This window comes from Massilia sp. CT11-108 (assembly GCF_047302915.1).
Lineage (GTDB): Bacteria > Pseudomonadota > Gammaproteobacteria > Burkholderiales > Burkholderiaceae_D > Telluria > Telluria orientalis.
In genome coordinates, this window is sequence record NZ_JBKYMO010000096.1 from 1 (window position 1) to 14,633 (window position 14,633).

The 14,633-nt window shown below is 64.2% G+C and carries 8 protein-coding genes and 1 pseudogene; 6 read left to right on the top strand and 3 right to left on the bottom strand.

Translation table 11 applies throughout. From position 1 onward, the window contains the following. Window positions 1-102: 102 nt before the first annotated feature. Together ACEN88_RS10595 and ACEN88_RS10600 are read right to left on the bottom strand one after the other, a co-directional pair. Entirely contained in the window at window positions 103-2,817 is a 2,715-nt protein-coding gene (locus ACEN88_RS10595) for a TonB-dependent receptor (protein ID WP_413339435.1), read from the bottom strand. A 314-nt stretch (window positions 2,818-3,131) separates the two neighbouring features. Further along, window positions 3,132-5,324, bottom strand: coding sequence for an OsmC domain/YcaO domain-containing protein (locus ACEN88_RS10600; protein WP_413339437.1), 2,193 nt, complete (start codon window positions 5,322-5,324; stop codon window positions 3,132-3,134). Window positions 5,325-5,560: 236 nt separating this feature from the next. On the opposite strand from ACEN88_RS10600, the gene ACEN88_RS10605 reads away from it, so the two are divergent. Beyond that, the gene (locus ACEN88_RS10605) at window positions 5,561-6,994 is read left to right on the top strand and encodes a sugar porter family MFS transporter (protein WP_413339438.1); all 1,434 of its coding nucleotides are present in this window, start codon (window positions 5,561-5,563) and stop codon (window positions 6,992-6,994) included. 78 nt (window positions 6,995-7,072) lie between these two features. Here the strand turns inward: ACEN88_RS10605 and ACEN88_RS10610 are convergent, their stop codons facing one another. Then, on the bottom strand, window positions 7,073-7,813 hold the full coding sequence (locus ACEN88_RS10610) for an alpha/beta hydrolase family esterase (protein ID WP_413339440.1): 741 nt from the start codon (window positions 7,811-7,813) through the stop codon (window positions 7,073-7,075). A gap of 179 nt (window positions 7,814-7,992) precedes the next feature. Between ACEN88_RS10610 and ACEN88_RS10615 the strand changes: the two genes are divergently transcribed. The 5 genes and pseudogenes from ACEN88_RS10615 to ACEN88_RS10635 all read left to right on the top strand — a co-directional run. Beyond that, a complete protein-coding gene (locus ACEN88_RS10615) occupies window positions 7,993-9,678 on the top strand; it encodes a hypothetical protein (protein ID WP_413339442.1) in 1,686 nt (561 codons plus the stop codon). A gap of 368 nt (window positions 9,679-10,046) precedes the next feature. Then, window positions 10,047-12,503, top strand: a complete 2,457-nt coding sequence (locus ACEN88_RS10620) for a TonB-dependent receptor (protein ID WP_413339444.1) — start codon at window positions 10,047-10,049, stop codon at window positions 12,501-12,503. Window positions 12,504-12,519: 16 nt separating this feature from the next. Then, entirely contained in the window at window positions 12,520-13,560 is a 1,041-nt protein-coding gene (locus ACEN88_RS10625) for a LacI family DNA-binding transcriptional regulator (RefSeq protein ID WP_413339445.1), read from the top strand. 13 nt (window positions 13,561-13,573) lie between these two features. Next, the gene (locus ACEN88_RS10630; protein WP_413339446.1) at window positions 13,574-14,350 is read left to right on the top strand and encodes an SDR family NAD(P)-dependent oxidoreductase; all 777 of its coding nucleotides are present in this window, start codon (window positions 13,574-13,576) and stop codon (window positions 14,348-14,350) included. 17 nt (window positions 14,351-14,367) lie between these two features. Continuing rightward, a pseudogene (locus tag ACEN88_RS10635) lies at window positions 14,368-14,633 on the top strand (hypothetical protein); the annotation flags it as partial.

A 14,633-nucleotide genomic window follows, 5' to 3' on the forward strand; every position in this document is an offset into this window, starting at 1 on the left:
GCCGCGGCCGGCGGCACAGCCGCGCCGCCGCCGGCGCCTCCGCAACCGGAGAACAGGACGAGTGCGGCCAGTGCCGCTGTCGTGAGTCGCATGGTCATGTCCTCACAGGCGGTAGTTCAGGCCCAGCAGCACCTGGCGGCCATAGGTCGTGTAGCGCTCGGGCGCATAGGCGCCGCTCGCGAACGGGCTGCCCTGCTTCGTCTGGTACGGCGAGTTGTTCAGGTTATTCACCTGCAGCAGGATCGACAGGCCTTTCAGGCTGCCCTGCTCGAACGCGTAGCCGGCCTGGAAGTCGATCTGCTTCTCGGCCAGGATCTCGCTGAAGGAGCGCAGCGCGAACAGGCCCGTGACTTCGCCGCGGAACGCGGAGCGGTAGCGCTGGCTGACGCGCGCCGAGAAGCCGTTCTTTTCATAGAACAGCGTCACGTTCGACACGCTGCCCGACAGGCCCGGCAGCTTCTCGCTCGTCCCCGGACCGTTCGGGTGGATCGACGACGCGGTGAGCGAATAGCTGCCGAGGATGCCGAAGCCGTCCAGCGCACGCCACAGCAGCCCGCCTTCGAGGGAGCCGGACAGTTCGAGGCCCTTGACCATGCCGCCCTGGCCGTTGGCGGGACGGTTCATCGTGCCGATATTGCTGATCGGGACCGTCTTCGATTGCGTCGGGAAGCCCGTGAAATCGTACGCCGTCTGCTGGTTGTAGATGTAGTTGGTCAGGTTTTTATAGAATGCGGCGACGGCGACGTAGCTACTCCTGGCGAAGTAGTTTTCGAGCGACAGGTCGAACGCGCGGGCGCGCCACGGTTCCAGCGTCGGATTGCCGCCGCTGCCGCTCCATTCGCGCGTCGTGTCGCTGATGCCGCCCGACGCGCCGGCGCGCATGTCCTGCATCTGCGGGCGCGCCACCGTCTTCGCCGCGCCGAAGCGCAGCGCGGTGCGGTCGACGAAGTGGCTCAGGTCGAAGTTAAGGTTCAGGCTGGGCAGCACGTCCCGGTAGTCGCTGCCGCCGTGCAGCCGCGTGATCTTGTCGCCGTCCACCGCGAGGCCGTCCGATCCCTGCTTCACGCCGATCACCTGCACACCCAGGTTGCCGCGCACGGGGACGGGACCGAGGTCGGTATCGATGCCCAGCTTGGCGTAGCCGGTGGTGACCTTCTCTTCCACGCTCCAGTTCTGGATCGCGAGGTCGGCGCTGCGCGCGGCCTGCTGGTCGTAGTACCTGGCCAGCACGCCAAGCGTGTCGTACGTGAGCACGGCCGGGATGCCCGCGAACGACAGCGACGTGGCTGGCTTGACCAGGTCCGGCGACACCGACACCGGCGCGTGGTTATTCTTCAGGAAGTAGTAGTTGTTGATGTCCGAGTGCTTCTTGTCGCGCTTCGAGTAATTCAGGCCGCCCTCGACATAACTGAACATGCCGGCCAGGCTGCGCTTCGCCGAGACTTTCAGGGAGCCCAGCGTGTCGTCGACCTTCGGACGGTGCATGTCCGCATCCTTGCCCCAGCCGCCGACATCGGTCAGCTTGATGAGGGCCGGGTTCGTGAAATCCATGCTCGGCGTGAATCTGGGGATGCCGTCTTCGACCGGGATCCTGAACTGGAAATCGTTGTCCGTGATGCCCGACCCGGCCGGGCCGAGGCCGGCGTAGGTTTCCAGCACCTGCTCGTGGCGCCTGGCCTGCGAGTACGACAGGTCGCCGATGAATTCCCATTCGCCCGTCCGGTACTTGTTGTTCCAGCCGAGCGCGCTCAACGTGTCCTTGCGGGTGTTGTAGTCGTTGCGGGCGATCGGTTCCAGGTTCACCAGCGTCCCGCCCGTGAGGAGTTTCACGTTGCCGATCGTCTCGATCTGCGGATCGCGGTAGGTCACCGCGCTCCACTGGTGCGAGTTCCACATCATGCCGCGCATGATTTCCGTCTGGTCGAATTGCGAGTAGTACAGGTCGAGCGTGCTGCGGAATTCACGCGAAGGCTTGTAGTCCAGCACGGCCATCAGGCCGTCGCGCACCTGCTTGCGCGAGGTCGCCGTGACTTCCGCGCCTTTCAGGGCCACCACATCGGCATTCCCGGGCGGCAGGTTGTTCTGGTCGCCCCACCACCAGGCCTTGTATTCCTTCTGCTGGCCCGGCGAATCCAGGTGCGCGTAGCCGACGGCGACACCCAGCGTGTTGTTCATGAACTGGTCGATGTAGGCGAAGCTGACGCGCTGGCCCCAGGCCGACGATTCGTCGTTCAGCTTGCCGTTGCCGTTGCGCTCGCCGCGCACGTTGAACGCCAGAGCGCGCTCGCGGCGGTCGAGCGGACGGACGGTCTGCAGGTCCACCGTGCCCGACAGCCCCTGCCCCACGAGCGACGCATCCGGCGTCTTGTACACGGTGACGCCGTTGATCAGCTCGGACGGATACTGGTCGTATTCGGCGCCGCGGTTATTGCTCGTGCTGACCAGTTCGCGCCCGTTCATCAAGGTGCCGGCAAAGTCCGGCGACAGGCCGCGCAACGAGATCACCTGGGCGCGGCCGGCCACGCGCTGGGCCGTGAGACCCGGCAGGCGCGCGATCGACTCGGCGATCGACACGTCCGGCAGCTTGCCGATGTCCTCGGCCGTGATCGCTTCGACGATCGAATCGGATTCGCGCTTGATGGCCATCGAACTCTCGATGCTGCCGCGGATGCCGGTGACGACCACGGTGTTCGCGGTGGCGTCTTCCGTGGTTTGCGCGGCGGCTGCGCCACCCCACAGCAGCGCGGCGCAGGCGGCGGCGATCGGGGTGGTGGTCAGGATGCGTTGCTGGGGGCGGACTTTGCCGGGTCGGTGCATGGTGTCTCCTCGTTGTTTGAACTAATGCGATCCTGGAAGCGCATCCATCCGCGCGGATGGAAACGTTGCCAATTCGTGACGCACGCTGGACGCGATTCGGTCGTCTTCCTCTTGCGACGCGTCCGATCAGCCGCGTGCGACAGCTAAATTGGAAACGTTGCCAAATCCGATGAAAAAAAATTTGGAAACGTTGCCAAATTCAGGACCATTGTCTGCTGAGAATGAATCCAATGTCAATACTTGTGTGTGATCGGATAACAACAGCATGCGACCAAAGAAAAAGCCCCTGGAATCAGGGGCTCTTCTCCACGCATTTACCTCGACCTGGCCCGCGCCGCATGCAGCTTGCGGTAACTGTCCATCAGGCGATGATGCCGGTCGAGCCCTTCCAGCTTCATGCTCGTCGGGGTCAAGCCGTGGAAGCGCACGCTGCCGTCGACCGAACCCAGCACCGCGTCCATGCCCGGATTGCCGTACATCCGGCGGAAATTGGTCACGTAGTCGTCCAGCTCCAGCTCGTCGTCCAGCACCACCTCCAGCACCACGTTCAGCGCCTGGTAGAACAGGCGCCGCTCGACGGTGTTGTCGTTGTATTGCAGGAAGGCGCCCACCAGTTCGTGCGCCTCCTCGAACTGCTGCAGCGCGAGATGGATCAGCAGCTTCAGCTCGAGGACTGTCAACTGGCCCCACTCCGTGTTCTCGTCGAACTCGATGCCGATCAGCGTGGCGATGTCCGAATACTCGTCGAGCTCATTGTTTTCCAGGCGATCCAGCAGCGCGGCCAGGGCGTCGTCGTCCAGGCGGTGCAGGTTCAGGATATCTGCGCGGAACAGCAGCGCCTTGTTGGTGTTGTCCCAGACGAGATCCTCGACGGGATAGATTTCCGAAAAGCCGGGCACGAGGATCCGGCACGCCGTGGCGCCCAGTTCGTCGTACACCGCCATGTACACTTCCTTGCCCATCTCCTCGAGAATCCCGAGCAGCGTCGCGGCTTCCTCGGCATTGGCATTGTCGCCCTGCGCGGTGAAATCCCATTCGACGAAATCGTGGTCCGCTTTGGCACTGAAAAAGCGCCACGACACCACGCCGCTGGAATCGATGAAGTGCTCGACAAAATTGTACGGCTCGGTCACGGCTTCGCTGGCGAAGGTCGGCTGCGGCAGATCGTTCAGGCCCTCGAAACTGCGGCCCTGCAGCAGTTCGGTCAGGCTCCGCTCCAGCGCCACCTCGAAGCTCGGGTGCGCGCCGAACGAGGCGAATACGCCGCCCGTCCGCGGGTTCATCAGGGTCACGCACATGACGGGATAGGCGCCGCCCAGCGACGCATCCTTGACCAGCACCGGAAAACCCTGCGCTTCCAGTTCCTGGATCCCGGCCACGATGCCCGGGTATTTCGCCAGCACTTCCTGCGGCACGTCCGGCAGCGCGATCTCGCCTTCCAGGATCTCGCGTTTCACCGCACGTTCGAAAATCTCCGACAGGCATTGCACCTGCGCTTCGGCGAGGGTATTACCGGCGCTCATACCATTGCTGGCGTAGAGGTTCTCGATCAGGTTGGACGGGAAATAGACTGTCTCGCCGTCCGACTGCCGCACGTAAGGCAGCGACACGATCCCGCGCGCCACGTTGCCCGAATTGGTGTCGACCAGATGCGAGCCGCGCAATTCGCCTTCCGGATCGTAGATGGCGCGGCAGTACGCATCGAGGATCTCGTCCGGCACTGCATCGTCGGGGCCGGGCTGGAACCAGCGCTCGTCCGGATAATGGACGAAGGCGGCGTTGGCGATCTCCTCGCCCCAGTAGCTGCCGGCATAGAAATGGTTATTGCTGATGCGCTCGATATACTCGCCCAGCGCGGACGCCAGCGCGCTTTCCTTGGTCGCGCCCTTCCCGTTGGTAAAACACATCGGCGAGTGCGCGTCGCGGATATGCAGCGACCACACGTTGGGCACGATGTTGCGCCATGATGCGATTTCGATCTTGATGCCGAGGCCGGCCAGCAGCCCGGACATATTGGCGATGGTCTGTTCCAGCGGCAGGTCCTTGCCGGGAATATAGGTGGCCGCGTCGGCGCCAGGCTGCAACGTCAGCAACGCCTGCGCGTCGGCATCCAGGTTCTCGACTTCTTCGATCACGAACTCGGGCCCGGTCTGCACCACTTTTTTCACGGTACAGCGATCGATCGAACGCAGGATCCCCTGGCGGTCCTTCTCCGAAATGTCCGGCGGCAGTTCGACCTGGATCTTGAAGATCTGCTTGTAACGGTTCTCCGGGTCGACGATGTTATTCTGCGACAGGCGAATATTGTCGGTGGGGATATCGCGGGTGTTGCAGTACAGCTTCACGAAGTACGCCGCGCACAGGGCCGACGAGGCCAGAAAATAATCGAACGGGCCCGGCGCCGAGCCATCGCCCTTGTAACGGATCGGCTGATCCGCGATGACCGTGAAGTCATCGAACTTGGCTTCCAGACGCAGCTTGTCGAGAAAGTTGACCTTGATTTCCATCGGAGATTCCTAGTATTTCAACACAAAGCCCCGTGAATACAGGGCTTTGCAGGGTAAGGCACGCATCTTACCCGATCCATTGCCCGCGGGCGAATGCAGGGTCTCGGAATGCATTGACACGAGAACGGAAATCGTACAGACTCGACAAGATGTTAGCGCTATTGGTTTGATGGTACAGAATGTTATAGACCTGCACCGACGGCGATGACAAACCAAGACTATCCAAGGAGACTTGTATGAACACCAGTGCCGTCGAGAGCACACACACCATTCAGGAGGCGGAAAATACCCGCCTCATCGTCCTGATCAGCTGCGTCGCCACGATCGGCGGCTTCCTGTTCGGTTTTGACAGCGGCGTCATCAACGGCACCGTCGACGGCCTGAAGCAGGCTTTCCATTCGACCGACGCCGAACTCGGCTTCGAAGTCGCGTCGATGCTGCTGGGCTGCGCGCTCGGCGCTTTCACCGCCGGCCGGCTGGGCGACCTCTGGGGCCGCCGTACCGTGCTGCTGATCTCGTCCGTGATGTTCCTGATGTCGGCACTGGGCGCGGGCTTTGCAACGAGCTCGGTCGTCTTCGTCGCCGCGCGCGTGCTGGGCGGCTTCGCGGTCGGCGCGGCCAGCGTGATGTCGCCGGCGTACATCGCCGAAGTGGCATCGGCCCGCTACCGCGGCCGGCTGGCGACGGTCCAGCAGATCGCCATCATCAGCGGCCTGTTCTGCGCCTTCCTGAGCAACTATTTCTTGGCGCACGCGGCCGGCGCCTCGACCGGCGTGCTGTGGCTGGGACAGGAGGCATGGCGCTGGATGTTCTGGATGATGGCCATCCCGTCCGTGCTGTTCCTGCTGTTGCTGCTGACGATCCCGGAAAGCCCGCGCTTCCTCGTCGCCAAGAAGCGCAAGGACGAAGCACTGGCCGTGCTGCAACGCCTGTACGGCGCAGCCTCGGCCCGCGCGAAGTTCGCCGCGATCGATGTGTCGCTGGCCGAAGACCACCACCGTCCGCGCCTGTCGGACCTGGTCAACAAGACGACCGGCAAGCTGCGCCCGATCGTGTGGGTCGGCATCGGCCTGGCGACGTTCCAGCAGCTGGTCGGCATCAACGTGGTGTTCTATTACGGCGCGGTGTTGTGGCAGGCCGTGGGCTTTTCCGAAAGCGATGCCCTGCTGATCAACGTCCTGTCGGGCGGCCTGAGCATCGGCGCCTGCATCGTCACGGTATTCCTGATCGACCGCATCGGCCGCAAACCCCTGCTGTGGATCGGCTCGGCCGGCATGGCGGTGACGCTCGGCATCGTGACGTTCGCGTTTGCCAGCGCCTCGCTCGACGCGAACGGCAAACTGGCCCTGTCCGGCACGATGGGCGTGGTCGCCCTGGCCGCGGCGAATATCTACGTGATCTTCTTCAACATTTCCTGGGGTCCGGTGATGTGGGTCATGCTGGGCGAGATGTTCCCGAACCAGATCCGCGGCTCGGGCCTGGCGGTCGCCGGCGCGGCCCAATGGACGTCCAACTTCCTGATCACGGTGACCTTCCCGATGCTGCTCGCGAGCATCGGCCTGGCGGGCGCTTACGGCCTGTACACCGTGGCCGCAGTGATCTCGGTCTACTTCGTGCTGCGCTACGTGCATGAAACGCGCGGCAAGGAACTGGAGCAGATGGAAGGCTGATCGCGCGCGGTAGCCCCCAAGCAAAAGGTCGTTGATGAGCGCATCCGCATCATCAACGACCTTTCGTTTTTTCCGGGACTACTTGAACCGATCGAAGAAGGCCTTCGATTCCTGCGCCGAAAAACCCGGGTACCAGTGGCCACCCGTCTCGGTGCCGCACCAAACCACGGGCTTGCCGCTGTCGCAGCCCTGGTACTCCATGCAGCCGTTACTCCCCACGGGCACCGTGGCGGCACTGCAGCTATTGCGCTTGAGGAAAACATCGCGCGCCTCCATCCCCGCCGAGTACGGCACGGTGTTATCGTCCTTGGCGTGGACGAACATGGCCGCCACCTTGTAGGAAGAACCGGCACAGCCGCTCCAGAGCGAACCGGCCATGGGCACGATCGCCCGCACCACGTCGCCCATCTGGCATCCGATGGCGTTGGACATCATGCCGCCAAAGCTGAAGCCGGTAGCGAACACACGCCGAGGGTCGGTGCACGTGCCCTGCTGGACGTCGCCGATCATGGCGCGCAGGAAGCGGATGTCGCGGTCGCCAGTGTTGGCCCACCCCTTGTCCAGGCCCTGCGGGGCAATAAAGATCGCATTGTCGCCGTACAAATTCTTCAGACCGAAAAAGCCGCTCCAACCGTAGACATCGGCGGCGCTGCCATCGCGCCAGTGCAGCCCGATGATCACGGGATAGGCCTTGTTGCGGTCATAGGTGGCCGGTAGTTCGATCCAGTAGCTGCGCTCGGTTCCGTCGCTGGTGAGCGAATGCATGCCGGTCGTCAACTTGGAACCGCTGCCGCAGCCCGCGGTGCCGGTAGCGGGCACGGCGACGGGAGGTGGCGATGCCGACGCGGGTGTTGGTGTCGAAGTGCCGGCGGCGCCTGTGCCCCCTCCGCAAGCAACGAGCGTGGCGAATACCAACGCGGCCCCTGCATGTCTCATATCTCCTCCTTGTCAAAGCGTTGGGTCGGGTCGGTGACCGGATGTTTTTTCGCCCGATTCTAATGGCCGCGTTCGCCACGGTGTTTTATGTTTTTCGCCAGGAACCGACATGTTTTCGAATTCCGACGAGAAAAGCGGCCATCGCTGCGGTAGTATTGACAACAGGAACTAATTGCAAAAATGTAACAATAAATGGGGATCCATCGATGACAGTGTTGGGAACATGTTTGCGGGTCCTGGGACTGTCCGCCTGCCTCGGCGTATCGGCTCACGCCGCCGAAGACTGGGTGCGGGCGGAGTCCGAGCATTTCGTCGTCACCAGCAGCACGACGGAAGCCAAGACGGTCAGCTACGTTCAGAAACTCGAAGCGTTCCGCACGCTGACGAACATGCTGCTGACCGGGGCCGGGGGCACCGCGCAGGCGAAGTTCCAGGTCTATCTACTCGACGATCCGGCGCAGATGAAAGTCGTACGCCCGAATTTCTCCGACAACGTGGGCGGCGTGTATTTCCACTGCGGCGAAGGCAGCAAAGCGTACGCAACGGCGCCGGGTTACAGCCGGCAAGAGCAGAACCTGACGACGCTGTTTCACGAATATGCGCACCACGTGACGTTCCAGCATGCGCGCACCCATTACCCGGCCTGGTTCATCGAAGGCTTCGCGGAATACCTGAGCACCGCCTATCCGGCCCGCGGCTCGATTTCCATCGGCGAATCCTCGACCATGCGCAGCTACACGCTGGGCACGGAGAACTGGATCGGCTTCGACAAGATCCTCGATCCCAAATTCCGCATCGACGGCGACAAGGATGCCGATACGCGCACGGTCTGGCGCTTCTACGCGCAGTCCTGGCTGCTCGCGCACTATATGCTCAGCGATCCCGCGCGCAGCAGGGCTTTGTATGCCTATTTCACGGCGGTGGGCGGCGGCGCCGATCCCATTGCCAGCTGGGAGAGCGCCACCGGCATCAAGATCGATATGCTGAAGCGCGTGCTGCAACGCTACAGCGAGAACATGTTGTTCATGAACGTGCCGCTTGCGGATTATCCGGAATCGTCGATCCGCGTCACGCGCCTGCCCAAGGGTTCGGAGCAATACGTGCTGAAGGCGTCGCTCCTGACCACCTGCCCTTCATGGGAGTACGGCAAGACGCTCCTGGCAGGCATCGCCGCCCGGAAGACGGCGCTCGCCGGCGATCCGCAATACCGCCTCGATCTGGCCAAGGCGCAATTGCTGTTTGGCGAACTCGGCGAGGCGGACACTGCCCTCACCGAGATCCACGCCGCACGTCCCGACGATTTCGAGGTGAATTACCTGATGGGCCGAGTGCGTTTCGCCCAGGCAGAAAGAGCGGAAGGCGCGGCGAAATCCGAACGCATGGACCAGGCCCGCGGGTTCTTCATTAGCGCCTACCGCGCCAACAAGCTCGACGCCCCGAACCTGTACTACCTGGCACGCAGCTTCAGCAACAAGCCGAATTTTCCGGATGCGAACGTGCTGAATGCCGCCGACACTGCGCATTACCTGGCGCCGGCCGTATGGGAATACGCGTTATTCGATTTCTCGGTCAATCTGCTCGACAACCGGCGCGACAGAGCCGCCGCCGCGCTGGCCCCATTGGGCAACAATCCCCACAATCCGGCCCAGGCGGCGCGCGTGCAAAAGGCGCTCGAAGCGATCAAGGCCGGCAAGGACGCGAGCGAGGTGATGAAGTTGCTGTCGACCTCGACCCCGGCCCCGCCCTGACGCCCTGTTGTCCGGACAACTGGCGCCCGCGCTTTCCCGGACGCCTCGGCTGGCATCCATCCCGGCGGGATGCGCAACATCCAGCGCAGGGACAGAAAGATCCTTTGCCGATCTCGTCATGCCCATACCAGAACGTCGTGCGCTACCTGATGACGGCGACCGCATCTGCCGCGCCGGATCGTTCATGAATAAAAAACAGTTGACTCGCCGAACCGTTCGTATATCCTTCACTGCATCGCTACAGTAGATCGATACAGATGCTGAGTCCACGTCAGATCAGTCCCTGAACCAACCGATTTTTTTTAAGCATTTACTGTAACGATACAGAAGACGGCGTGAGTTGAAATAAAAATAATGAAGGAGACGATATGTTGAGTAGAACCGTAGCCAGGCCCACGCGCTTCCCACGCGTCCCGATCGCCACCGCGACCACGCTGGCCCTGCTGGCCTGGGCGCCCGTCCAGGCGCAACAGCCGAGCAACGACGACTCGCTGCAGCCGCCAGACCTGCAAGCTTCTTCTTCCCCGCAGCCCAAGCTCGAGCAAGTGGTGGTCACGGCCAACCGCCGGGTCGAAAAGCTCGAGGACGTCCCCGCATCGATCTCGGTGCTGGGCGAGGAAACCCTGCAGCGGAACAACGTGCGCGAGCTGGTCGACATCGTCAACCTGTCTCCCGCCCTGTCGATCTCGGTCGGGACCCAGGTCGGCACCAACAGCATCAACATGCGCGGCATCGGCACCACCTCGAACAACCTCGGCATCGAGGGCGACGTCGCGGTCCTGGTCGACGACATCCCTTACGCGCAGGCGCAGCAGGCGTTCAAGGATGCGTCCGACGTGGCGCGCGTGGAAGTGCTGAAGGGTCCGCAAAGCACGCTGTTCGGCAAGAGTTCGATCGCCGGCGCGGTGTTGATGACGACCAAGCCGATCGGATCAGGGCCAATGCGGACGCGCGTGAGCCTGTACCGCACCAGCGACCATGAATACCGCGCCTCCGCCGCCCTGAGCGGGCGCCTGAGCGACGACGTCGGCCTGCGCCTCTACGCCAGCAAGACGAACTTTCCGGGGATGCTGCACAACTTGACCAACGACACGATGCAGAACGGCTCGGGCGGCAGGAGCTTCCTGGCCAAGCTGCAGTGGCGGGTGACGCCCGACCTCGACCTGATGATCGCCCCGCATTTCGACCACTCGCTGTCGACCGGGAACACGGCCGCCATCGTCGCCATCGATCCGGGCGTGGGCTACCTGTACAACAAGAAATACACGGCGCTGTCGAACACCGCCGTCCTGCGCGGCATCCACATCGGCCCGTGGAACCGGGAGATCCGCAACGATTCGCCCACCGGGCTGGAGTCGACCGACCGCGGTGTCGGCGTGCGCGTCAATTATGCGTTCCCGGACGGCTCGCCTCTCGCCGGCCATGCCCTGACCTCGATCACCTCGGTCGACAACAACCTGTCGAACGACTTCCGCGACAACGACAATATCGACCTGATCTCGACCTACTACCAGGTGGACGCGAGCGGCAAGCCGTCCGGCATCGCCGATCCGCCCATGCTCAACGGCACCACCGCCAGCAAGACCTCGACCCAGGAATTCCGGCTGACCTCGCCGGACGGCGGTGCATTCCGCTACCTGGTCGGCGTGTGGGCGTCGCGCAATACGATCTATCGGACGTATTACCGCGGCAACCCGTTTGTGAAGGAAACAAATTTCACCAACTACCTCACCGATTCGGGCGTCCTCAACCACGCGATCTATGCCAACACGAACTGGGACTTCGCGCCGCGCCACAGTGTGAGTGCCGGCCTGCGCCTGAACCGCGAGGCCAACAATTATTCCTTCCATACGATCGACAGCCTCTCGTCGTCGGCGCCGAACAACGTCCACACCGGCGAGCACTATTACGTCGCCCCGCAGCACAAGGAAACGGCGGTGACGGGCAAGCTGGGCTACAGCTTCCACGTCACGCCGGACGTGATGGCCTATGGCACCGCCTCCACCGGCAACAAAGGCGTCGCCTACGACATGACCAGCGGCGCCAACAACCCGAACGTGTTCGCCCACCTGCCGCTGGCGGCCGAGAAGGCGGTCAGCCTGGAAGCCGGCCTGAAGGCCAACCTGTGGCACAACCGCGCCACGTTCAACGCCGCCGTCTTCCAGACCCGGTTCCGCGACTACCAGACCTCGGCCACGGAGCGCTTCTCGGACGGCAGCCAGGCGAGCGTCCTGTACAGCATCCCGTCGATCCAGACGCGCGGCTTCGAGGCCGACGCCACCGTACTGGCGACGCGCGCGCTGCTGTTGAACGCGAGCCTGGCCTTCACGCGCGCCACGATCCGCTCCTGGGACCAGGGGGCCTGCTACACGGGCGCGACCGACTGCACGATCCCGAACCGCCTGGTGCCCGGCGCCTTCCTGCGCGACGCCAGCGGCGGCGCGATGCCGAATTCGCCCAAGTGGAAGCTGTCGATGGGCGCCGAATACACGCTGCCGCAAGCCGCGTGGCTACCCTATCCGGTCGCGGTGAATGCCCAGTGGCGCACCCAGTCGGCCGTGCGCGGCGCGATCAGCCAGGACCCGGGCCTCGACCGCCCGGGCTACGGCATCCTCGACCTCGGCGCCCACGTCAGCGACGCCAGGGGTCGCTACAAGCTGTCCGTGGGCGTGCGCAACCTGCTCGACAAACACTACGCGGTCGGCAACGTCGGTTCCTTCCTGAATTTCAAGCAGACCAGCGGACCCGACATCAAGTCGTATGGCTGGCAGCCGGCCCGCGACGCCTTCCGCTACACGTCGATCCGGCTTGACATGACGTTCTGACAGCCCGGCCGACACCATGAACGAACCCAGAATCCAGGACGTCGCCAGGCTGGCCGGTGTCTCGACCACGAGCGTCTCGAATTTCCTGAACAATCGGATGGAACAGATGAGGCCGGACACCCGTCTCAAGATCGAGCAGGCGATCGCGCAACTGGGCTACCGCCCCAACAGCGCGGCGCGCCAGCTCAAGACCGGCGTATCGGCCATGGTCGGCCTGCTGGTGCCATCGCTGGCCAACCAGTTCTTCGGCGCCCTGGCCTGCGCGATCGAGACGGCCGCCGCACGCCATGGCTGCCAGGTGATGACCTTCAGCACCTTCCGCGATCCGGACCGCGAGCGCGTCGTCACGGCCGACCTGCTGGCCTACGGCGCGCAAGGCATCGTCACGGGATCGGCCCTGAACGATACCGACCATCTCGCGACGATCGCCACGCGCTGTCCGGTCGTGGCCTTCGATATCCGGCGTTCCGGCGACAACCACGACCGCATCACCACCGTCTCGGTCGACAACGTCGCCGCCACCACGCTGGCCGTCGAGCACCTGGCCGCCCTGGGGCACCGGTCGATCGCGCTGGTGACGCCGCCGCCGTACACGCTGAACCGCCAGGATCGCCTGAAGGGCTTCCAGCAGGCCGTTGCACGCGCCGGGCTCACCGGCGAACTGATCATCGCGGACGCGAACGAGGCGCCGCGCGACCCGCACGGCGATACCCAGCTGTTCGAACTGGGGCGCAGCGCCGCGCCGCGCTTGCTGGCGGCCGCGAGCCGGCCGACCGCGGCGATCGGCATCAACGACATGATGGCGATCGGGATCGGCGTCGGCCTGCGGCAGCTGGGCAAACAGGTGCCGCGCGATTTTTCGCTGATCGGCATCGACGACATCTTTTTCGCGGTCGCCCACGATCCGCCCCTGACCACCGTGCGCCAGCCGATCCAGGCCATGGCGGACGCCGCCGTCCAGCGTATCGTGGCACCTGGCTTCGCCACGGCCGACGACGGCGGGCTGTTCGCACCGGAACTGGTCGTCCGGGCCTCGACCGCCGCACCGCGTACCTAGCAACACCACAACCATGAAGAGGAAGACAAAGGATATGGAACTCATCGGAAAAAAAGCACTGGTCACCGGCGGCGCATCGGGCATCGGCAAGGCCAGCTCGCTGGCGCTGGCGCAGGCGGGCGCGGACGTCGTACTGACCTACTGGAGCAGCGGCGCCGAGGCCGACGAGGTCGTGGCACAGATTCGCGCAATGGGCCGGCGCGCGCATGCGATCCAGGCCGACATGAGCGATAGCGGCGCGGCCGAACGGGTGTTCGTCGAAGCCGAATACGTGATCGGCGAGATCGACGTCGTCTTCGCGAACATCGGCGGCCTGATCCAGCGCTGCCGCGTCGCCGAGATGCCGCTGTCCCTGTGGGACGACGCCGTGAACCTGAATCTCACCAGCACCTTCGCGATCTGCCAGGCGGCCATGCGGCGCATGGAGCCACGCCGGCGCGGATCCATCGTCACGATGTCTTCGCTGGCGGCCTTCGACGGCGGCGGCCCGGGTTCGACCCATTACGCCGCGTCGAAAGCGGCCGTGGCCGGGTTCACGCGCGCGCTGGCGAAGGAGGCCGGTCCGCTGGGCATCCGCGTCAACGGGGTGGCGCCGGGCCTGATCGCCACCCGGTTCCACGACACGTTCAATACGCCGGCCAACCGCCAGGCCATTGCGGAGCGCACGCCGGTACGGCGCGAAGGCGCGCCCGAGGACGTGGCCAATGTCGTGGTCTTCCTGGCTTCCGAACGCGCGGCCTTCCTGGCCGGCGAGATCGTCCAGGTCAACGGCGGCCTAGGCCTGTACTGAGCGGAACGGAGCACGCGATGAATTCCACCTTCACACGACGCCGCTTCCTGGGCGCCGGCCTGTCGCTGCCGGCGCTGGCCCTGCAAAACGCCCTGGCACAGGACGAACGCGAATCGCTGGGCACCGGCCAGGGCATGCCGACGGCCGGTCCGCATCCCTTGCAGACCCTCATGGCCGCCCACCCGGCACCGCTGCGCCGCGAGCTGCAGGGCGTGCATCCGCGCGTCTTCGTCACCGCCGACGGCCTGGACCAGTTGCGCCGGCGCCTTTGCCGGCGCAGAAA